A 21,170-nucleotide genomic window follows, 5' to 3' on the forward strand; every position below is an offset into this window, starting at 1 on the left:
CCCGGAGTCCTCGCGCACCCCGGCCACCGAACCGATTTGATACGGGGGGTGCGGGCGCCGGTAACCTGAGGCATTCGCACTTCGTCGTCGTAATGAAGAGAGCACCGTGGCCGCCGACAAGATCGACACCATCGTCAGCCTGAGCAAGCGCCGTGGCTTCGTCTACCCGTGCAGCGAGATCTACGGCGGTCAGCGTGCCGCCTGGGACTACGGGCCGCTGGGTGTCGAGCTGAAGGAGAACATCAAGCGCCAGTGGTGGCGTTACATGGTCACCTCGCGCGAGGACGTCGTCGGCATCGACTCGTCGGTCATCCTGGCTCCCGAGGTCTGGGAGGCGTCCGGTCACGTCGCCACCTTCACGGACCCGCTGACCGAGTGCACCTCCTGCCACAAGCGCTACCGCGCGGACCACCTGGAGGAGGCGTACGAGGCGAAGCACGGCCGTCTCCCCGAGAACGGCCTCACCGACCTCAACTGCCCCAACTGCGGCAACAAGGGCACCTTCACCGAGCCCAAGCAGTTCTCGGGCATGCTCTCCACGCACCTCGGCCCGACCCAGGACTCCGGCTCCGTCGCCTACCTGCGCCCCGAGACCGCCCAGGGCATCTTCACCAACTTCGCCCAGGTGCAGCTGACCTCGCGCAAGAAGCCGCCGTTCGGCATCGCGCAGATGGGCAAGTCCTTCCGGAACGAGATCACTCCGGGCAACTTCATCTTCCGCACCCGCGAGTTCGAGCAGATGGAGATGGAGTTCTTCGTCAAGCCGGGTGAGGACGAGGAGTGGCAGGAGTACTGGATGCAGCAGCGCTGGAACTGGTACACCGGCCTGGGTCTCCGTGAGGAGAACATGCGCTGGTTCGAGCACCCGAAGGAGAAGCTCTCCCACTACTCGAAGCGCACCGCCGACATCGAGTACCGCTTCTCCTTCGGCGGCAGCGAGTGGGGCGAGCTCGAGGGCGTCGCCAACCGCACCGACTACGACCTGAAGGCGCACTCCCAGGCGTCCGGCACCGACCTGACGTTCTTCGACCAGGAGGCCGGCGAGCGCTGGACGCCGTACGTCATCGAGCCCGCGGCCGGCCTCGGCCGTACGCTCCTGGCGTTCCTGCTCGACGCGTACATCGAGGACGAGGCCCCCAACGCCAAGGGCGTCATGGAGAAGCGCACCGTGCTGCGCCTCGACCCGCGCCTGTCGCCGGTCAAGGTCGCCGTCCTGCCGCTCTCGCGCAACGCACAGCTCTCCCCGAAGGCCAAGGGCCTCGCGGCCGACCTGCGCCAGAACTGGAACATCGAGTTCGACGACGCCGGCGCCATCGGCCGCCGCTACCGTCGCCAGGACGAGATCGGCACCCCGTTCTGCGTCACCGTCGACTTCGACACCCTCGACGACAACGCGGTGACCGTGCGCGAGCGCGACACCATGAAGCAGGAGCGCGTCTCCCTCGACCAGATCCAGGGCTACCTGGGCAGCCGCCTCCTCGGCTGCTAGTCGCCGCGCCTTCACGCGAAAGCCCCCGGTTCCGACGCGGAACCGGGGGCTTTCCCGTGTCGTCAGGCGGCCGCGGCCGCGGCCGCGGCGTCGGCCTCCGCCTGGCGCCGGGCGCCCTCGGCGGCGCGGCGCTTGCCGAACCAGGCCGTCCAGACGCCGAGGACGCCCAGGACGCCGTAGATCATGACCGGGCTCAGGGTGACCATGGTCTTCGTGGGCAGGACGTAGGCCAGCCCGATCCGGACCAGCGCCTCGGTCACGTACGCCACGCCCCAGACCAGCGTCATCGTGCGCATCGTGGAACGGAAGCCCTCGAACTCCCACATACCGTTCCACCACGCCGTGCTCGCCGGGGTCCCGTCGGTCGCGAACTTCCGGCCGAAGTAGAACATCAGCGGGCGCGGCGCCAGCAGGGTGGCGAGGCAGAGCAGGCCGAACAGGCCCGTCACGCACGAGTCCTTGACCAGGAGCGCGCGGGCGGTGTGCGCGCCGACGAGCGAGACCACGGCCGTGATCACCAGGAAGACCAGGGTGACCAGCGCGAACTCGTCCACCTTGCGGCGCCAGGCGACCATGACCGCGGTGTCGAGCACCGGCCAGGCGCTGCTGAGGAGCAGGGCGGAGAACTCGGACCAGCCGTGGTCCTCGGTCAGCGTGTTGTACGTGAGGATCGGCGCGACGACGTTGAGGCCGATGGTGAGGACCCAGCCGATCGCGGAGGCGGCGCCTGATCGGGCCGGTGGCCTGGCGGGTGCGGACATGGTTCCCCCTGGGAGTTCCTACGGTCGAGGTGCGGGGGAACGCTAGTCACGCACCGGACAGGGAAGGGGAAACTCCGGGCCAAATGATCTTCAAGGGGGGCGGGGAGCCGGGGGCGTCGCGCCCTCCGCCGCTCAGGCCCGCAGCGCCCGCTGCACCAGGGAGACGACCGAGGCGAACGCGTCCTCCGCGCCCGGCTCCGACCAGTCGGCGGCGTGCGCGGGGTTGTGGAAGCGGTCCGTGGCGTCGAAGACCGCGCGGGCCGTCGCCGTCGCGTCCTTCTCCGGCTCGGCGAACCGGCCCTCGCGGCGGCCGTCCTCCAGGATCCGGGCGATCTGCTCCACGAGGTGCTCCTCGTGCCGGTCGACCACCGCGCTGTTCTCGCCGATGAGGACCTGGAAGGTGGCCATCAGCTCAGGGTCGCCGCCGGCCTTCCTCCGCTTGAGGGAGAAGAGGGCCGTGAGCCAGCCGGTGAGGCGCTCGTCCGCCGGGTCCCCGGCCTCCACGTACGGCTCCAGCGCGACGATCGTCCGCTCCAGCCACCGCTCGGTGACCGCCTCGCGCAGCGCCGCCTTCGTGCGGAAGTGGCGGTAGACGCTGCCGTGGCTGACGCCCAGGACCCTCGCCACGTCCACCACCGTCGCCTTCGCGGGACCGTAGCGTCGCAGCACCTCCTCGGTGGCTTCGAGGATGCGCTCTGCGGTCAGGGTCTCGGTGGCGGCCATGGAAGGACAGTACCCGTCAGTGCTCGCTGTCCAGGTGGGCCATCTGCGCCGCCGGGTAGCGGTCGCCGGCCGCCGCGCCCGCCGGGACGGCCTCCTCGATCGCGGCCAGGTCGGCGGCGTCGAGCGTGACGTCCAGGGCGCCGAGCGCCTCCGCGAGCCGCTCGCGGCTCCTGGCCCCGACCAGCGGGACGATGTCCACGCCCTGCCGCTCGCGCTGGGCGAGCACCCAGGCGATCGCGGTCTGGGCGACGGACACGCCCTTCGCCGCGGCGAGCGTCCGCAGCCGGTCCACCAGGTCCAGGTTCCGCTGGAGGTTCTCGCCCTGGAAACGCGGGCTCATGCCCCGGAAGTCGCCCGGGGCCAGCTCCCGGTCCCGGCCGAAGTGGCCGCTGATCAGACCGCGCGACAGGACGCCGTACGCCGTGACGCCGATGCCCAGCTCGCGGGCGGCGGGGAGGATCTTCTCCTCGATGGAGCGGGAGATCAGCGAGTACTCGATCTGGAGGTCGGCGATCGGGGCGACGGCCGCAGCCCGGCGCAGGGTGTCCGCGCCGACCTCCGAGAGGCCGATGTGCCGGACGTGGCCCGCCTCGACCAGCTCGGCGATGGCGCCCACGGTCTCCTCGATCGGCACGTCGGGGTCGACGCGGGCGATCCGGTAGATGTCGATGTGGTCCGTGCCCAGGCGCTGGAGCGAGTACGCCGCGAAGTTCTTCACGGCCGCCGGCCGGCCGTCGTAGCCGGTGAAGCCGCCTTCGACGGTGCGCAGCGCGCCGAACTTCACGCTGGTCAGCGCCTGCTCGCGGGCGGTGGCCGGGGCGCCGCGCAATGCCTCCGCGATCAGCAGCTCGTTGTGGCCCATGCCGTAGAAGTCGCCCGTGTCGAGCAGCGTCACGCCCGCGTCCAGGGCGGCGTGGATCGTCGCGATCGACTCCGCGCGGTCGCTCTCGCCGTACAGCGCGGACATGCCCATGCAGCCGAGGCCCAGGGCGGAGACGGCGGGGCCGGTGGTGCCGAGCGAGCGGGTGGGGACGGGGTTCTGTGTCGTGGTCATGGAACAACCATGACATGTGCGATGACAGATTTCAATATCTGTCATTCGATGGAAGGTGTGTCGGGGGAGCGGGCTGCCCCCCCGGGGCGGGCGAGGGTGAACGAAAACCGGATGCCCGCGGCACGGGCCCCGGGTAGCGTCACCGGCATGTCCTCTTCGTTCTTCCAGATCTACGAGTGAGCGCGCCGAGCAGGCAGGCGACCGACCACCGCACACCCCACTGACGGGAGAACCCATGGCCAAGCGCAACAACCTCCTCGGCGTCGGCGGACAGCGCAGGAAGCTGTCCCGCACCGACCGGCAGGGCACCGCCCAGGGCGGCTCCGCCGGCCGCGGCGCGGCCGACGACCGCAAGCAGGAGCTGCTGGACCGGATGCGCGCCCGCACGCAGGGCACCGGCGCGGACACCGGCTCCGCCGACGCGTGACACCACCCGCACCACGGAGGGGCCCGGGGCGATCGCCGCCCCGGGCCCCTTCGCGTGCGCGACGCCCCCCCGGGCCGCGCACCCGGCACGCACGGCCGGACGCCCCCTACGCCGCCGGCCGGGGCAGGCGGACCGACAGCACCGCCGTCACCGCGATCATGACCAGCTGGACCAGGAGGGTCGCCACCAGAGGGGTCGCCGAGCCGGCGGGGGCGGACTCCGAGAGGCCGAGGTAGAGGGAGCCCAGCGTCACGACGCCGAGGACCAGCGAGGACTGCTGCGTGGTCACCATGACGCCGCTGCCGACCCCCGCCCGTTCGGCCGGGACCTCGGAGAGGATCACCCGGAAGATCACCGGCAGCTGGAGGCCCTGCCCGAGCCCCGCCACCGCCATCCCCGGCAGCAGGAGCCCCACCGACAGGTCCGGCCAGGAGTGCCGGACCGTCAGCGCCAGCAGACCGATCCCGAGGCCCTGCGCGAGCGCGCCCGCCGTCACCACCCGCATGCCCCAGCGCCCCACCAGCCGGGGACCCGCCAGGGACGCCGCGAAGAAGGCCAGCGCCATCGGGACCAGGGCGAGGCCCGAGGCCACCGCGCCCAGCCCCAGCCCCTGCTGGAGCGCGACCGCGATCACGAACATGAAGCCGCCGAAGCCCATGCAGAGCGGCAGCAGCAGGACCAGGCCGCGCCGCAGCGAGACCAGGGCCAGCAGGCCCGGCGGGACCAGCGGCACCTCACCCCGGCGGTCCGCCCGCCGCTCCGCGCGCCAGAACGCCGCCGCCACGAACGGGAACACGCCCAGCGAGACCCACGTCCACACCGGCCACCCCGCCGCCCGTCCCTCGGTCAGCGGCGCGAGCAGCGTGACCAGCGCCAGGGCGAGCAGCAGGGTCCCCGGCACGTCCACCGGTGCCGGACGGTCCGAGCGGGTCTCCGGGACGCTCCGCCCCGCGAGCAGCAGGCCCACGGCGGCGATCGGGACGTTCACCAGGAACACCGCCCGCCAGCCCGTGCCCGCGACGTCCGCCGCCACGAGCACCCCGCCCAGGATCTGGCCGCCCGCCATCGAGAGGCCGGCGGTCGCGCCGTAGAGGCTCAGCGCCCTGGCCCGGCGCGGGCCCTCCGTCGAGGCGTGGATCGTCGCGAGCACCTGCGGCAGCATCAGCGCCGCCGCGGCGCCCTGTGCCACCCGCGCGCCCACCAGCGTCCAGGCGTCCGGGGCGAGACCGCAGGCCAGCGAGGTCAGGCCGAAGGCGGCCATGCCCACCAGGAAGAGCCGCCGCCGGCCGAAGAGGTCGCCGAGCCGGCCGCCGAGGACGAGCAGGACGGCGTACGGCAGGGCGTAGCCGGCGACGACCAGCTCCAGCAGGACCGGTCCGGCGCCGAGGTCGCGGTCGATCGCGGGCAGGGCGACGTTGACGATGAAGAAGTCGATCAGCGGCAGCGAGGCGCCGAGGAGGACCGTGAAGAGCCCCGCCGTGCCGAGCGCGGCCGGGCCGCCGCCCGGCGGGGCCTTCGTACGGGCGGAGGCGGAGGCGCCGCGGGCGGAGGCGCCGCCGGGGGCGGGGGTGCGGCCGGGAGTCGGTGTCGTCGTCACGGGTCAGACGATCCGCCGTCGCTCAGCCTGGTACCAGAGTCTTCTTATCCTGGTACAACGAGTACCTGGCAACGGGCTGACGGGCCCGGCACCCTGGGAGCGTGACGACAGCGATGACCGCGGCACCCGACACCCGGCGGCACGAGCTCGCCGCCTTCCTGCGCAGCCGGCGCGAGCGCATCGCCCCCGAGCAGGTGGGCCTGCCCCGGGGCCGGCGCCGCCGCACCCCCGGCCTGCGCCGCGAGGAGGTCGCCCATCTCTCCGCCGTCGGCGTCACCTGGTACACCTGGCTCGAACAGGCCAGGGACATCCAGGTCTCCCCGCAGGTGCTGGACGCCCTCGCGGACGCCCTCCTGCTGGATCCGACCGAGCGCAGCCACCTCTTCGCCCTCGCGGGCCAGAGCGACCCGCACCCCGGCGCCTCCTGCCCGGCCGTCACGCCCACGCTGCGGGCGCTCCTGGAACAGCTGGAGCCCGTCCCCGCCGCCGTGCAGAACAGCCGCTTCGACTTCCTCGCCTACAACCGGACCTTCGGTCGCCTCTTCTGCGACCTGGACGCCCGGCCCCGGGAGGACCGCAACTCCCTCTGGCTGGCCTTCACCGACGAGGACTTCCGGGCCGCGGCCACCGATCTGCCCGACCTCCTGCCCATCCTCGCCGGGAAGTTCCGGGCCTCGATGGCCGAGCACCTGGCCGAGCCCGCCTGGAAGGCGCTGGTCCAGCGGCTGGAGGCGGCCTCGCCCGCGTTCCGGGAGATCTGGGCCCGGCACGACGTGGTCGCCCCGGGCGGCCGCACCAAGGTCATCCACAACGCCCACGTCGGCCTGCTCAGGTTCGAGCACACCAACCTGTGGCTGGGCCCGAACGCGGGTCCCCACCTCGTCACCTACGTCCCCGTCGACGCCGAGACCCGGGCCGGGGTGGAGCGGCTCCTCGACGTGGTGGTCCGCGAGCAGGCGGCCCCCGCGGCTGTGAGCTCGGCCATGGCGGGCGGCACGGCCGCCTGAGGCTCCCGGCGGTGCGCGACAATGGGGCGCATGACCGCGTTCACCCCTCTCGCCATCGGGCCGCACATCGTGCAGCCGCCGGTGGTGCTCGCCCCCATGGCCGGTATCACCAACGCCCCCTTCCGTACCCTCTGCCGCGAGTTCAGCGGCGGCAAGGGGCTGTTCGTGAGCGAGATGATCACGACGCGCGCGCTGGTCGAGCGCAACGAGAAGACGATGCAGCTCATCCGCTTCGACGAGACCGAGAAGCCGCGCTCGATCCAGCTCTACGGGGTGGACCCCGTGACGGTCGGCAAGGCCGTGCGGATGATCGTCGACGAGGACCTCGCCGACCACATCGACCTGAACTTCGGCTGCCCGGTGCCCAAGGTGACGCGCAAGGGCGGCGGCTCCGCCCTTCCGTACAAGCGGCCGCTGCTGCGGGCGATCCTGCACGAGGCCGTGACCAACGCGGGCGACCTGCCGGTCACGATGAAGATGCGCAAGGGCATCGACGACGACCACATCACCTTCCTCGACGCGGGACGGATCGCGGTCGAGGAGGGCGTCACCGCGATCGCCCTGCACGGGCGGACGGCGGCCCAGCACTACGGCGGCACGGCGGACTGGGACGCGATCGCGCGGCTCAAGGAGCACGTGCCGGAGATCCCGGTCCTCGGCAACGGCGACATCTGGTCGGCCGACGACGCCCTGCGGATGATGCGGGAGACGGGCTGCGACGGCGTGGTCGTCGGGCGCGGCTGCCTGGGCCGACCGTGGCTCTTCGCCGACCTGGTGGCGGGCTTCGAGGGCACCGGGGCCTACGCGCAGCCGGGCCTGCGGGAGGTCGCGGACGCGATGGTGAAGCACGCGCGGCTGCTCGGCGAGTGGCTGGGCGACGAGGCACGCGGTGTCATCGACTTCCGCAAGCACGTGGCCTGGTACCTGAAGGGCTTCGCGGTCGGTTCCGAGATGCGCAAGAAGCTGGCGATCACCTCGTCCCTGGACGAGTTGCGCGCTCAGTTGAGCGAGCTCGACCTGGACCAGTCGTGGCCGGTGGGTGCCGACGGCCCCCGAGGCCGTACGTCCGGAAACAACCGGGTTGTCCTGCCGGACGGCTGGCTGAAGGACCCGTACGACTGCGCGGGAGTGAGCGAGGACGCCGAGCTGGACACGTCCGGCGGCTGAGATCCGGCCTATCCTGGGGAGTGATCCTCGCCACCCCTGAGGGGGGTGCCGCTCACATGAGCAGGTTACGACCGGCTGCACCGCCTGAAGGGGTGGCACTGGGTGCCACCCCTTTTGTGTTCAAGAGTTGAACACACTTGCTCGAATGGCTGCTCAAACGAGCGTCATCTCGCTGTTTCGAGCCAGGGAGCCTTCGGGCCGTGAAAGCGGAAGCTTCCGGTCGGTAACTTTCGAAGTGCTGGCGGACGGGTGGTTAAGACCGAGTGTCCGGTAGGCGTACCTCCCCAGAAGCCTTCGATCTGGGTATGTTCCTCGCCGTCAGGGCAGCCAACCGAGTCATCGAGGAGTCGGGACCCGTGTCGGAAAACAATGATCAGAAGTTCGTGTACGACTTCACCGAGGGCAACAGGGACCTGAAGGACCTGCTCGGTGGCAAGGGCGCGAACCTCGCCGAGATGACCAACCTCGGTCTTCCGGTCCCTCCCGGCTTCACGATCACCACCGAGGCGTGCAAGGTCTACCTCGAGAGCGGCTCGGAGCCGGTCGAGCTCCGCGACGAGGTCAGCGCGCACCTCGACGCCCTCGAGCGCCGGATGGGCAAGAAGCTCGGCCAGGCCGACGACCCGCTGCTCGTCTCCGTCCGCTCCGGAGCCAAGTTCTCCATGCCGGGCATGATGGACACGGTCCTCAACATCGGCCTCTCCGACGAGTCCGTCGTCGGACTCGCCCGCCAGGCCGACAACGAGCGCTTCGCGTGGGACTCCTACCGCCGCCTCATCCAGATGTTCGGCAAGACCGTCCTCGACGTCGACGGCGAGCTCTTCGAGGACGCCCTCGACGAGGCCAAGGCCGCGAAGAAGGTCGCCAGCGACACCGACCTGGACGCCGCCGACCTCAAGAAGGTCGTCAAGCACTTCAAGAAGATCGTGAAGGCCCAGACCGGCCGCGACTTCCCCCAGGACGCGCGCGAGCAGATGGACCTCGCCATCGAGGCCGTCTTCAACTCCTGGAACACCGACCGCGCCAAGCTGTACCGCCGCCAGGAGCGCATCCCGGGCGACCTCGGCACCGCCGTCAACGTCTGCTCGATGGTCTTCGGCAACCTCGGCCCCGACTCCGGCACCGGCGTCGCCTTCACCCGCGACCCCGCCTCCGGCCACGCCGGCGTCTACGGCGACTACCTGCAGAACGCGCAGGGCGAGGACGTCGTCGCCGGTATCCGCAACACCGTGCCGCTGGCCGACCTCGAGTCGATCGACAAGAAGTCGTACGACCAGCTCATGCACATCATGGAGACGCTGGAGACCCACTACAAGGATCTCTGCGACATCGAGTTCACCATCGAGCGCGGCCAGCTCTGGATGCTCCAGACCCGCGTCGGCAAGCGCACCGCCGGTGCCGCCTTCCGCATCGCCACGCAGCTCGTGGACCAGGGCCTGATCGACGAGGCCGAGGCGCTCCAGCGCGTCAACGGCGCCCAGCTCGCCCAGCTGATGTTCCCCAAGTTCGACGAGAACGCCAAGGTCGAGCAGATCGGCCGCGGCATCGCCGCCTCCCCGGGCGCCGCCGTCGGCAAGGCCGTCTTCGACTCCTACACCGCGGTCAAGTGGTCCCGCTCGGGCGAGAAGGTCATCCTGATCCGCCGCGAGACCAACCCGGACGACCTGGACGGCATGATCGCCGCCGAGGGCATCCTCACCTCCCGCGGCGGCAAGACCTCGCACGCCGCCGTCGTCGCCCGCGGCATGGGCAAGACCTGTGTCTGCGGCGCCGAGGAGCTCGAGGTCGACACCAAGCGCCGCCGGATGACCACCTCCGACGGCCAGGTCGTCGAGGAGGGCGACGTCGTCTCCATCGACGGCTCCACCGGCAAGGTGTACCTCGGCGAGGTCCCCGTCGTGCCGTCCCCGGTCGTCGAGTACTTCGAGGGCCGCATGCACGCCGGCGCCGACGACGCCGACGAGCTGGTCGCCGCCGTGCACCGGATCATGGCCTACGCGGACCGCGTCCGCCGGCTCCGCGTCCGCGCCAACGCCGACAACGCCGAGGACGCGCTGCGCGCCCGCCGCTTCGGCGCCCAGGGCATCGGCCTGTGCCGCACCGAGCACATGTTCCTCGGCGAGCGCCGCCAGTACGTCGAGCGCCTCATCCTCGCCGACACGGACGAGGAGCGCGAGGCGTCGCTGAAGGCCCTCCTGCCGCTGCAGAAGCAGGACTTCATCGAGCTCTTCGAGGCCATGGACGGGCTCCCCGTCACGGTCCGGCTGCTCGACCCGCCGCTGCACGAGTTCCTGCCCGACATCACCGAGCTGTCGGTCCGCGTCGCCCTCGCCGAGTCCCGCAAGGAGCCGCACGAGAACGACCTGCGCCTGCTCCAGGCCGTGCACCGGCTGCACGAGCAGAACCCGATGCTGGGTCTGCGCGGTGTCCGCCTCGGTCTGGTCATCCCCGGCCTGTTCACCATGCAGGTCCGGGCGATCGCCGAGGCCGCGGCCCAGCGCATCGACGCCAAGGGCGACCCGCGTGCGGAGATCATGATCCCGCTCGTCGGCACCGTGCAGGAGCTGGAGATCGTCCGCGAGGAGGCCGAGCAGGTCATCGCCGAGGTCCAGGCGCAGACCGGCGTCGAGCTGAAGCTCGCGCTCGGCACCATGATCGAGCTGCCGCGCGCCGCCGTGACCGCCGGCCAGATCGCCGAGGCCGCGGAGTTCTTCTCCTTCGGCACCAACGACCTGACCCAGACGGTCTGGGGCTTCTCCCGCGACGACGTGGAGGCCAGCTTCTTCACCGCGTACCTGGAGAAGGGCATCTTCGGCGTCAGCCCCTTCGAGACCATCGACAAGGACGGCGTCGGCGCCCTCGTGCGCAGCGCCGTGCAGGCCGGCCGGGCCACCCGCCCCGACATCAAGCTCGGTGTCTGCGGCGAGCACGGCGGCGACCCGGAGTCGGTGCACTTCTTCCACGAGGTGGGCCTCGACTACGTCTCCTGCTCGCCCTTCCGGATCCCGGTGGCGCGCCTGGAGGCCGGCCGCGCGGCGGCCGAGTCGAAGGGCAGCGACAGCCGCTGAGCCGCGCTGAACGACGGTTCAGCAGCGGCCCTCGAGTCCTGCTGAACCGGGGGTCAGGAGCGGCGGTCGGGCCCTCCTGACCCCCGGTTCAGCAGCGGGACCACGGGACCACCGGGGCCGCCGCCGGTCACCTTTCGACCCTCACCGGCGGGCGGCGGCCCCGGAATCACAGAGACGGGACGGACACCTTTGTGCAGAGGTGTCCGTCCCGTCGCCTTTCGTCCCGCTGATTTCGCGCGGCCGTCGATCGGATGTGAGTTCCTGTTCAATTGCGGCCGATTGAATTATTGGCTATTGAACTTTTCTGTTCCGCGCCGCAAAGAACGGGACGGGCGCGACCCCCGGATCCCCACCCGGAGGCCGCGCCCTTTACCGATGCCGGGCAGGTGAGCCGCAACCTCGCCGACCGCCGCCAGACGCGCAAAGCCCCCCACGGTCTTCGACACGTCACCTCGGTCCTGAAGGTTTCCTGCCCGACCCGCACAGCTTTTCGTTTCCGCCCCGATTGCCGCGATGCCTTTCAACTGTGGCTGAAACACCCTGGTAACGTGCAGTGATGCTGTGCATACTCGTTGTCGGGGGTGGTTGCGAGTGCACAGGTGGGGACGTCATGCTGCGGATTCATTTCACCGGAAACGACTTGGCGGGGGTGCGGACCGCCGCCCGGCCGGATGTTCTGTGGGAAACGATTCTCAGCTTTCACCGTTTAAGGGACCGGCGCGGACCCGTGGTCTACGGGGAATGGCGCTCGGATACGCGGATGAGGCTCGGCGGTGAGACCCGGCTGCTCGCCGCGCTGGTGCCGAGCCGCGGCTATTTTCCCGACTTCCTGACGCCCGCGGAGGGGGTCAACGGCCTCGACGACGGGCTCCAGGCGATCCGCGCGACCGGCACGGAACGGCTCCGCGACGAGCTCTCCCTGCTCGCCGCCGACCGCTCCGGCGGTCGTACCGTGCCCCACTCGCTGCGGGCCCTCGCCGACGGCGGAGCGGAGCCCTTCGACCGCCTCGTGGGGGCCCTGCGCGGATACCACCGGGCCGCCGTCGAGCCGTACTGGCCGCACATCCGGGCCCAGGTCGAGGCCGACCGGGCCCGGCGCGGACGCGCCCTGCTCGACGGCGGGGCCGACGAACTCCTGGCCTCGCTGCCGCCGATGCTGCGCTGGCGCGCGCCCGTCCTGGAGGCCGACTACCCGGTCGACCGGGACGTCCACCTCGACGGGCGGGGACTGCTGCTCCAGCCCTCGTACTTCTGCCGGGGGACCCCGGTCGTGCTGCGCGACCCCGAGCTGCCGCCGGTCCTGGTCTACCCCGTCACCCACGGCGAGGCGCCGACCGTCCGCTCCCCGGGCGGCTCCTCGCTGGCCAAACTGGTCGGCCAGACCCGCTCCGCCGTCCTGCACGCCATCGGCGACGGCGGGACGACGAGCGAGCTCGCCCGCCGGGCCGGGGTCTCCCTCGCCTCGGCGAGCCAGCACGCCGGCGTCCTGCGGGAGGCCGGGCTCATCGCGACCCTCCGCAACGGCAACGCGGTCCTGCACACCCTGACGCCGTTGGGCGCCGCCCTGCTCGGCGGCGCCCAACGGACCGTGGACCTGCGCTGCTACACGGGCGACTACGCCCGGAACGGGCCGGTCACCTCGTAGGTGATGCCGCCCGAGGAGCTGCCGCTCGTGCCGCGCTGGCTGGAGAAGTACAGTCGTGAGCCGTCCGGGGAGAAGGCCGGGCCGGTGATCTCGGAGGAGGACTGGCCCGTGATCCGCAGGAACGGGGCGACGACGTCGTCCGGGGTGATCACGCAGATCTCCATGCTGCCGCCGTCCTCCGCGACGAACAGGTCGCCCGAGGAGGTGCCCGTGATGTTGTCGACCCCGGTCAGCGGGGCGCCGCCGCCGGAGACCAGCGAGTCGTCGTAGGCCAGCTCGTACGTCCCGGCCGCCAGGTTCACCTGCCAGACCCGGTTGTCGCCCTTGGTGGTGAACCAGACCGTGTCGTCCGCGTAGTAGCAGCCCTCGCCGCCGTTGAAGCGCTTGGCGCCCGAGACCTGGTTGCGGGTGACGGTCGGCGAGCCGTCCGGGTCGGGGACGTTCTGCCAGGTGAAGGTGCCGGAGGTGGCGGTGGACGCCTTGAAGACCTGGAGGGTGCCGGAGGAGAGGTTGCCCCAGGTGGTGGGGAGGAAGCGGTAGAAGCAGCCGTCCGTCTCGTCCTCGGTCAGGTAGACCGCCTTGCGCACCGGGTCGGCCGCCGCCGCCTCGTGCTTGAACCGGCCCATCGCGTCGCGGCGGGTCGCGGTGCCGCCCCACGGGTTCGTCTCGTAGACGTAGCCGAGGGAGACCTCCTCGCAGGACAGCCAGGTGTTCCACGGCGTCTTGCCGCCGGCGCAGTTCTGCCGGGTGCCGGAGAGGATGCGGTACGCGCCGGTGATCGTGCCCGCCGCGTCGAACCGCACCGCGCTCGCGCCGCCGCTCGGGTTGATCTCCGAGTTCGACACGTAGATCCAGCCGGTGCCGTCGACGAAGCAGGCCCCGCCGTCGGGCGCGCTGTGCCAGGCGTACGAGGTGCCGGTCACCGTCTGGCCCGACCGGGCGATCACCCGGCTGGTGAACCCGGCCGGAAGCTGGATGCCGTTCGCGTCCGCCGCGCCGAGCGCCCCGTAGGGGCCGGCTCCGGGCTGTGCCGGGGCGGCGAAGGCCGCTCCGTGCCACAGGCTGCCGCCGAAGGCGGCGACCGACGTGCCGATGACCGCTCCACGCAGGAAACTGCGTCGCTCCACGTCTCACTCCTGAGAAGGGTGGTGAACCGCCCCGCCATGCCGGTCGGCGACGGGGTCGCGCGCTTCCGGAACCTAGGAGCCCGGCGTTGACAGGGCATCAACAAGCGGTGAAGCGGAGGCGGCGGGAGCCGGGACCTTCGGCACTGGGGGGAGCCGCGGTGGGCGGTGCACACTGGACGGCATGAACGCCCCCCGACCCCCCGGCGACCACGGCGACCTCCGCGCGCGCGGGGACATCGGCGGCCGCGACGACCTCGACGTGCTGCTGCGCCGCTTCTACGGCGCCGCGTTCGCCGACCCGCTCATCTGGCCCTTCTTCACCGAGATCGCCGGGACCGACCTGGAGGTCCACCTGCCCCGCATCGCGGACTTCTGGGAGCGCGCCCTCTTCCGCACCGCCGCCTACGGGCGGGACGCGTTCGCCCCGCACGCCGCTCTCCACACCGCCCGGCCGCTGACGGCCGCGCACTTCGGCCGCTGGGTGCAGCTCTGGCACGCGAGCGTCGACGGGCTGCACCGGGGGCCGCTGGCCGAGCGGGCCAAGGCGCAGGGGGAGCGGATCGCGCTGGCGATGCTGCGGCGGCTGGCCGGGCCCGCGGCCACGACCGGCGGCGGGGGAGGCGGCTTCGTACCGCTGGCCGCCCTCGAACTGCGCTCGGTCGCCTGAGCGAAAAGAATTTCTCCCGAGAGCGATGAGTTCCGAGAGGCCGGCCCGTCCTACCTCTCGACAGCACCGCACGAGGGAAGAGAGCGCACCATGGCCCCGCAGATGATCTTCGTGAACCTGCCCGTCAAGGACGTCGATGCCAGCAAGGCGTTCTTCGAGAAGCTCGGCTACTCGTCCAACCCGCAGTTCAGCGACGACACCACCGCCTGTGTGGTCTTCAGCGACACGATCTTCGCGATGCTGCTGGAGGAGCCGAAGTTCGGCTCGTTCATGGCGCCCGGCAAGGAGATCGCCGACGCCACCCGGACCACCGAGGTGCTGGTCACGCTGAGCGCCGAGAGCCGCGCCGAGGTCGACCGGCTGGCCGACGCCGCCCTCGCCGCCGGCGGCGGCCCGGCGAAGGACCCGATGGACCTCGGCCACATGTACGGCCGGTCCTTCACCGACCTGGACGGCCACCACTGGGAGGTCTTCTGGATGGACCCGGCGGCGGTCGCCCAGGGCTGACGGCCGGGCAGGCTCAGGCCGACACACCGCCGTCGATCACCAGGTCGGTGCCGACGGCGGAGGCCGCGTCGTCCGAGGCGAGGTACAGCACCGCCGCCGCCACCTCGGCGGCCGACGAGATGCGGCCGAGCGGGGACTGCTCCTTCATGCGGACCTCCCGCTCGGCCTCGGACTCGCCGGGCAGCAGCGACATCGCGGACTCCGAGGCGCCGGGGCTGACCGCGTTGATCCGGACCCCGTCGGCGATGTGGTCCAGGGCCGCCGCCCGGGTCAGGGCCGAGACGGCCGCCTTGGAGACCTGGTAGCCGAAGACGCCCGGGACGCGGACGTGGGGGCCCAGGTTGGACGCGATGTTCACGATGGACCCTCCGCCGTGCGCCCGCATGTGCGCCACCTCGGCCTGGAGGGCGTGCAGCACCCCGGTCACGTTGACGTCGAGCAGCGTCCGCCAGTCCTCCAGCGGGAAGTCGGCGGCGCTGTGACCGCCCCGGAAGACCCCGGCGTTGTTCACGGCCACGTCGAGGCCGCCGTAGAGCGCGACCGTGCTGCGGACCAGCTCCCGGGTCGACTCGGCGCTCGCCACGTCGGCCGTGACGGCTGCCGCGGTCCCGCCCGCGGCCTCGATCAGCGCCACGGTCGCGGCGAGCGGTTCGGCGGTACGGCCGGCGACGACGACCCGGGCGCCCTCGGCGGCGAAGGCGAGCGCGATGGCCCGGCCGAGGCCGGAGCCGGCGCCGGTGACGAGGACGGTGCGGCCGGTGAAACGAGCGGACATGAGTGGCTCCCCTGTGGCGGTGTGGGCGACGCCGTCGGTCGGTCGACGCGGTCGGTCGTCGTGAGGGTCGGTCGGTGCGGTCGGTGCGGTCGGTGCGGTGGATGCCGGCAGAGGCAGCGGCAGTCGGAGCGGGAGCGGTCGGAGTGTCCGGTGCCGTCCCGTCGGGGTGGTCGGCCCGGGCCGTCGGCCGGCGCGGGCCGTCGCGACGGCGAGGGCGGCGAAGAGGACGGCCGCGACCGCCAGCGACACCGCGTCGCCGCCGAGGGTGAGCAGGGCGGCGAAGAGCACGGTCGGTCCGAGCTCCATCGCCGTGTTCAGGACGCCGCCCGCCAGCCCCGCGCGGTGTGCCGGGACGCCGTCGGTGGCGAGGACCGCGGCGCCGGCGAAGGAGAGCGCGCCGCCGGCCGGCAGCAGGAGCAGGCCGGGCAGGAGGCCGTACGCGTACGGCACGGAGGCCGCGAACCCGGTCGCGGCCAGCAGCCCGAGCCCGGCGGCGGCCGTGCCGAGCCCGGCGGCGGTCACCCGCCCGGGGCCGTGGCGCCCGATCAGCGGGCCCGCGAGCCGGCCCGCGCCGAGCAGCGCGACCGCGAAGGGGACGAAGGCGGCCGACGTGCCCAGGGCCGACCAGCCGCGCTGCTGCTGGAGGGCGAGGGAGAGCAGGACGAAGACCGTGGCCGTGCCGGCCGCCGTGAGCCCGATCGCCGTGAGGCCGAGGGCGCGGCGGCCGTCGCGCAGGAAGTCCGGCGGCAGCAGAGGGTCGGCGGCCCGTCGTTCGACGGCGGCGAAGCCGGCGAGCAGGGCGAGCCCGGCGAGGAGCGGCACCAGGACCGGGGCCGACCCCCAGGGGTGGGCGTCGGTGACGACGAGTCCGAAGCTGGCGAGCGTGATCCCGGTGGTGGCGAGCAGCGCGCCGGGCAGGTCCAGGGACCGGCCCGCGCCCGGCGGGCCGGCGGGCGGCAGCCGGGGCGCGAGGAGGAGGGCGGCGAGGGCGACGGCGACCGGCACCGCGAAGGTGCCGCGCCAGGACGTCGCGGCCGAGATCACCCCGGAGAGCAGGTTCCCGGCGGTCGCGCCGAGCACGGAGAGGCCGCCCCAGGTGGCCATCGCCCGTGCGTAGGAGGCCGGTTCGGGGAAGAGGGCCCTGAGCACCGCCATCGCGGCCGGGGCGACCAGTGCCGCGCCGGCGCCCTGGCCGAAGCGGGCGGCGAGCAGCGCCTCGTAACCCGGGGCGAGCGGGGCGGCGGCGGACGCGGCGCCGAAGACCAGCAGGCCGGCGGTGAGGGTCCGGCGTCCGCCCAGGCGGTCGGCGAGCCGCCCGCCGAGCAGGAGCAGTCCGGCGAAGGTCAGCCCGTAGGCGGCGCTGAGCAGGATCAGTTCGGCGCGGTCGAGCCGGAACTCGGCGCCGATGCGGGGGAGGGGCACGGCGAGGGAGGCGAGGGTGAGGATGAGTGTCGTCTGGACGCAGCCGAGCAGCACGAAGCCGGAGCGGGCGGGCCCGCGGGGTGCTGCCCCCCGGCCCCGCCGTTCCTCCACCGTCGCCGTCATATCCGTCTCCCCCTCGATCTGAACTTGACCGTACGTTCCATAATGAGCGCCGAGAAAGGGGCGCCCCGGTGGGCGCCCGTTCCTCGGTCCGGCAGTCTCAGTGGTCCAGCAGTCTCAGTGCCTGTTCCGCCGCGTCCCCGACCCGGCCCGGGTCGCTCGACGCCTTGCCGACCACCCGGATGCCCTGCATCAGGACGAGCAGCATCCGGGCCAGGGCCCGCGGCTCCCGGTCGGCCGGCAGCTCGCCCCCGGCGCGGGCCCGGGTGAGCGCCGCGTACAGCAGGGTCTCGATCTGCTCCCAGCTGAGCTCCACCCGGCGGGCGACCGCCGGGTCGTGCGGGCCCAGCTCCGCCGCCGAGTTGGTGACGAAGCAGCCGTTCAGCCGTTCCCCCTCGGTGGCTGCCTCGGCGGCGAAGCGTCGGACCAGCGCCCGGACGGCCGGCAGGGCCGGGCCCGGTGCGGACAGCTCCTCGACGATTCGAGGGTCCCGCGTCTCCAGATAGCGGTCCATCGCCCTCAGGTAGAGCTCGTGCTTGCTCCCGAAGGTCGCGTAGACGCTCGCGCGGCCGATCCCCAGGTGCTCCACCAGGTCCGCCATCGTCGTCGCCTCGTAGCCGCGCGCCCAGAACAGTTCGAGGGCTGCCTGGAGCGCGGCGTCCGGATCGAATTCCTTGGTCCTGGCCACACCGTGACCGTACGGCTATCTGGAACGATCGGTCAAGTCATCTCGTGCGGACCGGATAGACCGCCACCGCGACCTCGTCGTCGTCCAGGCAGCGGCCCGTCTCCAGGTCGAAACGCTGCTTCAGGAGCGGCGAGGCCACGAACGGCCGTCCGTCCGCCGAGCCCACGAGCCCCCGGGCCAGCACCTGCGCCCCGGTGAACGGGTCGCGGTTGTCGATCGCGTACACCCGCCCCGACCGGGCGCGGAAGACCGCGGCCTGCCGGCCGTCCGGCAGCAGCGCCGCCATGCCCCGGCCCGGGGTCAGCCGGGCCTCCTCGCAGACCGCCATCCACGCGTCGGCGGAGGGGGAGAGTTCGAGCAGGGCCGCGGCGCGTTCGGTGAGAGTCGTCATCGGGAGGAAGCCCCTTCCAGCGTGCTGATCGTCGGTCCGAGGGTCAGGACCGTGAGGTCCGGCTTGATCTGGTCGCGCTCCGGCACGAACCGGACCGACGGGTCCGGCGCGTCCGGGGCGTTCACGAAGGAGACGAAGCGCCGCAGCCGGTCGGGGTCGTCCAGGGTCTGCGCCCACTCGTCCTGGTAGCCCTCGACGTGGGCCGCCATCAGCGCCTCCAGCTCGTCGCAGAGCCCGAGCGAGTCGTGCACCACCACGTCCTTGAGGTGGTCGAGACCGCCGCCCAGCCGCTCCAGCCAGGTCGACGTCCGCTCCAGGCGGTCCGCCGTCCGGATGTAGAACATCAGGAACCGGTCGATGAGCCGGACCAGTTCGGCGTCCGAAAGGTCCTGGGCGAGCAGGTCCGCGTGGCGCGGGGTCGCGCCGCCGTTCCCGCCGACGTACAGGTTCCAGCCGTTCGCCGTCGCGATGATCCCGAAGTCCTTCGACTGGGCCTCCGCGCACTCGCGGGCGCAGCCCGAGACCGCCGACTTCAGCTTGTGCGGGGCGCGCAGGCCCCGGTAGCGCAGCTCCAGCCCGATCGCCATCCGCACCGAGTCCTGGACGCCGTAGCGGCACCAGGTCTGCCCGACGCAGGACTTCACCGTGCGCAGCGACTTGCCGTACGCGTGCCCCGACTCGAAGCCCGCGTCCACCAGCCGGGTCCAGATCGAGGGCAGCTGGTCCACCCGGGCGCCGAAGAGGTCGATCCGCTGACCGCCGGTGATCTTCGTGTAGAGCCCGAAGTCCCGCGCCACCTCGCCGATCACGATCAGCTTCTCCGGGGTGATCTCGCCGCCCGGGATGCGCGGCACCACCGAATAGGAGCCGTTGCGCTGCATGTTGGCGAGGAAGTGGTCGTTGGTGTCCTGGAGGGACGCCTGCTCGCCGTCGAGGATGTAGCCGTTGTTGAGGGAGGCGAGGATCGAGCCGACGGTCGGCTTGCAGACCTCGCAGCCCTCCCCGCCCTTCGCCGCGTCCCGGCCGTGCGAGTCGAGCAGCTCCGCGAAGGAGGTGACCCGCAGGGTGCGGGCGATCTCGTACAGCTCGCTCCGGGTGTACGAGAAGCAGCCGCACAGTCCCTTGTCCTCGGCGGCCGGCAGCAGCTTCTCGATCACCTTGACGCAACTGCCGCAGCCCGTGCCCGCCTTGGTGCACTTCTTCACCTCGGGCAGCGAGGAGCACTGGCCGATCGCGTGCTTCGTGACGTTGTGGCAGGAGCAGATCACCGCGTCGTCCGGCAGCGCCGACGGCCCGAGCGCCACCGGCGCCCCCGCGCCCGCCGGGAGCACCAGCTGCTCCGGCGAGACGGGCGGCACGGTGCCGGTGAGCGGGCGGAGCAGCCCGTACTGCTCGGCGTCGCCGACCAGGACACCGCCGAGCAGCACCCCGTCGCCGGAGATCACCAGCTTCTTGTAGACGCCCGAGCGGGAGTCCGAGTAGACGACGTCGAGGCAGCCCTCGGCCGTGCCGTGCGCGTCGCCGAAGGAGGCCACGTCCACACCGAGCAGCTTCAGCTTGGTCGACATGTCGGCGCCGCTGAACCCGTCGCCGGCCTCCTCGGCCAGGACCGCGGCCGCCGTCTGCGCCATCTCGTACCCCGGCGCCACCAGGCCGTAGACCCGCCCGTCGGAGGCGAGCGCGCACTCGCCGATCGCGAAGACCGCGGGGTCGGAGGTGCGGCAGTGCTCGTCGACCGCGATGCCGCCGCGCTCGCCGACCGTGAGGCCGCAGTCGCGGGCCAGCTGGTCGCGGGGGCGGACACCCGCCGAGAACACCACCATGTCGGTGGCGAGTTCGGAGCCGTCCGACAGCCTCATCCCCGTCACGGCGCCGTCGGCGGTCACGACCTCCTGCGTGCCCGTCCCGGTGTGGACGCTCAGGCCCATCCGCTCGATCGTGCGCAGCAGGGCCGCGCCGCCGCCCTCGTCGACCTGCACCGGCATCAGCCGCGGCGCGAACTCCACCACGTGCGTGTCGAGTCCGAGCCCCTTGAGCGCGCCCGCCGCCTCCAGGCCGAGCAGACCGCCCCCGACGACCGCGCCGGTCGTCGCCGTCCTCGCGTACTCCTCGATCGCCAGCAGGTCCTCGATCGTGCGGTAGACGAAGCAGCCGCGGGCGTCCTTGCCGGGCACCGGCGGGACGAAGGGGTAGGAGCCGGTCGCCAGGACGAGCGCGTCGTAGGCGAAGACCCGCCCGGAGCGTGCGGTGACCGTGCGGGCCTCCCGGTCCACCGACTCGGCCGGGTCGCCGACGTACAGCTCGATGCCGTGCTTCTCCATGAAGCCGGCCTCGACCATCGACAGGTCCTCGGGCGTCCTGCCCGAGAAGTACGAGGTCAACTGGACCCGGTCGTAGGCCGGGCGGGGCTCCTCGCAGAGGACCACGATCCGGGCCCGCTCGGTGACGCCACGGTCGGCGAGCGCCTCCAGGAACCGCTGGCCGACCATTCCGTGGCCGACCAGGACGATCGTCGGGGTGTGCGCGGTCATGTCA

17 protein-coding genes and 1 pseudogene are annotated in these 21,170 nt (G+C 72.3%); 8 read left to right on the top strand and 10 right to left on the bottom strand.

The window, feature by feature from the left end; translation table 11 throughout:
* Window positions 1-106: 106 nt before the first annotated feature.
* Window positions 107-1,489 (top strand): glycine--tRNA ligase, encoded by a 1,383-nt coding sequence (locus AB0424_RS17125; RefSeq protein WP_366306128.1) that lies wholly within the window; start codon window positions 107-109, stop codon window positions 1,487-1,489.
* A gap of 62 nt (window positions 1,490-1,551) precedes the next feature.
* Here the strand turns inward: AB0424_RS17125 and AB0424_RS17130 are convergent, their stop codons facing one another.
* From AB0424_RS17130 to AB0424_RS17140, 3 genes are all read right to left on the bottom strand, one after another.
* Entirely contained in the window at window positions 1,552-2,250 is a 699-nt protein-coding gene (locus AB0424_RS17130) for a VC0807 family protein (RefSeq protein ID WP_366306130.1), read from the bottom strand.
* Window positions 2,251-2,382: 132 nt separating this feature from the next.
* A complete protein-coding gene (locus tag AB0424_RS17135; protein WP_366306132.1) occupies window positions 2,383-2,973 on the bottom strand; it encodes a TetR family transcriptional regulator in 591 nt (196 codons plus the stop codon).
* Window positions 2,974-2,989: 16 nt separating this feature from the next.
* Window positions 2,990-4,027 carry an aldo/keto reductase gene (locus tag AB0424_RS17140; protein ID WP_366306134.1) on the bottom strand — a complete coding sequence of 346 codons (1,038 nt, stop codon included), beginning with the start codon at window positions 4,025-4,027 and terminating at the stop codon, window positions 2,990-2,992.
* Between the two features lie 235 nt (window positions 4,028-4,262).
* Between AB0424_RS17140 and AB0424_RS17145 the strand changes: the two genes are divergently transcribed.
* Window positions 4,263-4,454, top strand: coding sequence for a DUF6243 family protein (locus tag AB0424_RS17145; RefSeq protein ID WP_366306136.1), 192 nt, complete (start codon window positions 4,263-4,265; stop codon window positions 4,452-4,454).
* Between the two features lie 106 nt (window positions 4,455-4,560).
* Here AB0424_RS17145 and AB0424_RS17150 read toward each other — a convergent pair whose 3' ends face one another.
* A complete protein-coding gene (locus AB0424_RS17150; protein WP_366306138.1) occupies window positions 4,561-6,051 on the bottom strand; it encodes an MFS transporter in 1,491 nt (496 codons plus the stop codon).
* A 113-nt stretch (window positions 6,052-6,164) separates the two neighbouring features.
* On the opposite strand from AB0424_RS17150, the gene AB0424_RS17155 reads away from it, so the two are divergent.
* The 4 genes from AB0424_RS17155 to AB0424_RS17170 all read left to right on the top strand — a co-directional run bounded on the left by AB0424_RS17155 (window position 6,165) and on the right by AB0424_RS17170 (window position 12,938).
* Window positions 6,165-7,058, top strand: coding sequence for a helix-turn-helix domain-containing protein (locus tag AB0424_RS17155; protein WP_366306242.1), 894 nt, complete (start codon window positions 6,165-6,167; stop codon window positions 7,056-7,058).
* 30 nt (window positions 7,059-7,088) lie between these two features.
* The gene (gene dusB, locus AB0424_RS17160) at window positions 7,089-8,225 is read left to right on the top strand and encodes a tRNA dihydrouridine synthase DusB (protein WP_366306139.1); all 1,137 of its coding nucleotides are present in this window, start codon (window positions 7,089-7,091) and stop codon (window positions 8,223-8,225) included.
* A 356-nt stretch (window positions 8,226-8,581) separates the two neighbouring features.
* The gene (gene ppdK / locus AB0424_RS17165) at window positions 8,582-11,293 is read left to right on the top strand and encodes a pyruvate, phosphate dikinase (protein WP_366306141.1); all 2,712 of its coding nucleotides are present in this window, start codon (window positions 8,582-8,584) and stop codon (window positions 11,291-11,293) included.
* Between the two features lie 610 nt (window positions 11,294-11,903).
* Complete coding sequence (locus tag AB0424_RS17170; protein WP_366306143.1) at window positions 11,904-12,938, top strand: helix-turn-helix domain-containing protein; 1,035 nt, start codon at window positions 11,904-11,906, stop codon at window positions 12,936-12,938.
* Here the strand turns inward: AB0424_RS17170 and AB0424_RS17175 are convergent.
* Complete coding sequence (locus AB0424_RS17175; RefSeq protein ID WP_366306145.1) at window positions 12,908-14,065, bottom strand: alkaline phosphatase PhoX; 1,158 nt, start codon at window positions 14,063-14,065, stop codon at window positions 12,908-12,910. The genes AB0424_RS17170 and AB0424_RS17175 overlap by 31 nt on opposite strands.
* Window positions 14,066-14,246: 181 nt before the next feature.
* Here AB0424_RS17175 and AB0424_RS17180 point away from each other — a divergent pair, with 181 nt between their 5' ends.
* A complete protein-coding gene (locus AB0424_RS17180; RefSeq protein ID WP_366306147.1) occupies window positions 14,247-14,732 on the top strand; it encodes a group III truncated hemoglobin in 486 nt (161 codons plus the stop codon).
* A 90-nt stretch (window positions 14,733-14,822) separates the two neighbouring features.
* On the top strand, window positions 14,823-15,239 hold the full coding sequence (locus AB0424_RS17185) for a VOC family protein (RefSeq protein ID WP_366306148.1): 417 nt from the start codon (window positions 14,823-14,825) through the stop codon (window positions 15,237-15,239).
* 13 nt (window positions 15,240-15,252) lie between these two features.
* On the opposite strand, the gene AB0424_RS17190 is transcribed toward AB0424_RS17185, so the two are convergent.
* From AB0424_RS17190 to nirB, 5 genes and pseudogenes are all read right to left on the bottom strand, one after another.
* Window positions 15,253-16,014 (bottom strand): SDR family oxidoreductase, encoded by a 762-nt coding sequence (locus AB0424_RS17190; RefSeq protein ID WP_366306244.1) that lies wholly within the window; start codon window positions 16,012-16,014, stop codon window positions 15,253-15,255.
* 144 nt (window positions 16,015-16,158) lie between these two features.
* Window positions 16,159-17,559: pseudogene (locus AB0424_RS17195) on the bottom strand (MFS transporter); the annotation flags it as partial.
* Between the two features lie 97 nt (window positions 17,560-17,656).
* Entirely contained in the window at window positions 17,657-18,244 is a 588-nt protein-coding gene (locus AB0424_RS17200) for a TetR family transcriptional regulator (RefSeq protein WP_366306150.1), read from the bottom strand.
* A 37-nt stretch (window positions 18,245-18,281) separates the two neighbouring features.
* On the bottom strand, window positions 18,282-18,635 hold the full coding sequence (gene nirD / locus AB0424_RS17205) for a nitrite reductase small subunit NirD (RefSeq protein ID WP_366306152.1): 354 nt from the start codon (window positions 18,633-18,635) through the stop codon (window positions 18,282-18,284).
* A complete protein-coding gene (gene nirB, locus AB0424_RS17210) occupies window positions 18,632-21,166 on the bottom strand; it encodes a nitrite reductase large subunit NirB (RefSeq protein ID WP_366306245.1) in 2,535 nt (844 codons plus the stop codon). The genes nirD and nirB overlap by 4 nt, the downstream gene beginning before the upstream one ends.
* Window positions 21,167-21,170: the final 4 nt, after the last annotated feature.

The sequence above is a fragment of the Streptomyces sp. NPDC051180 genome, assembly GCF_040689545.1.
Taxonomy (GTDB): Bacteria; Actinomycetota; Actinomycetes; order Streptomycetales; family Streptomycetaceae; genus Streptomyces.

Excerpts from the sequence above, each read along its gene's own strand:
- AB0424_RS17130 (WP_366306130.1), bottom strand. The coding sequence starts at position 2,250 with ATGTCCGCACCCGCCAGGCCACCGGCCCGATCAGGCGCCGCCTCCGCG.
- AB0424_RS17135 (WP_366306132.1), bottom strand. The coding sequence starts at position 2,973 with ATGGCCGCCACCGAGACCCTGACCGCAGAGCGCATCCTCGAAGCCACC.
- AB0424_RS17140 (WP_366306134.1), bottom strand. The coding sequence starts at position 4,027 with ATGACCACGACACAGAACCCCGTCCCCACCCGCTCGCTCGGCACCACC.
- AB0424_RS17145 (WP_366306136.1), top strand. The coding sequence starts at position 4,263 with ATGGCCAAGCGCAACAACCTCCTCGGCGTCGGCGGACAGCGCAGGAAG.
- AB0424_RS17155 (WP_366306242.1), top strand. The coding sequence starts at position 6,165 with ATGACCGCGGCACCCGACACCCGGCGGCACGAGCTCGCCGCCTTCCTG.
- dusB (WP_366306139.1), top strand. The coding sequence starts at position 7,089 with ATGACCGCGTTCACCCCTCTCGCCATCGGGCCGCACATCGTGCAGCCG.
- AB0424_RS17170 (WP_366306143.1), top strand. The coding sequence starts at position 11,904 with ATGCTGCGGATTCATTTCACCGGAAACGACTTGGCGGGGGTGCGGACC.
- AB0424_RS17180 (WP_366306147.1), top strand. The coding sequence starts at position 14,247 with ATGAACGCCCCCCGACCCCCCGGCGACCACGGCGACCTCCGCGCGCGC.
- AB0424_RS17185 (WP_366306148.1), top strand. The coding sequence starts at position 14,823 with ATGGCCCCGCAGATGATCTTCGTGAACCTGCCCGTCAAGGACGTCGAT.
- AB0424_RS17190 (WP_366306244.1), bottom strand. The coding sequence starts at position 16,014 with ATGTCCGCTCGTTTCACCGGCCGCACCGTCCTCGTCACCGGCGCCGGC.
- nirD (WP_366306152.1), bottom strand. The coding sequence starts at position 18,635 with ATGACGACTCTCACCGAACGCGCCGCGGCCCTGCTCGAACTCTCCCCC.
- nirB (WP_366306245.1), bottom strand. The coding sequence starts at position 21,166 with ATGACCGCGCACACCCCGACGATCGTCCTGGTCGGCCACGGAATGGTC.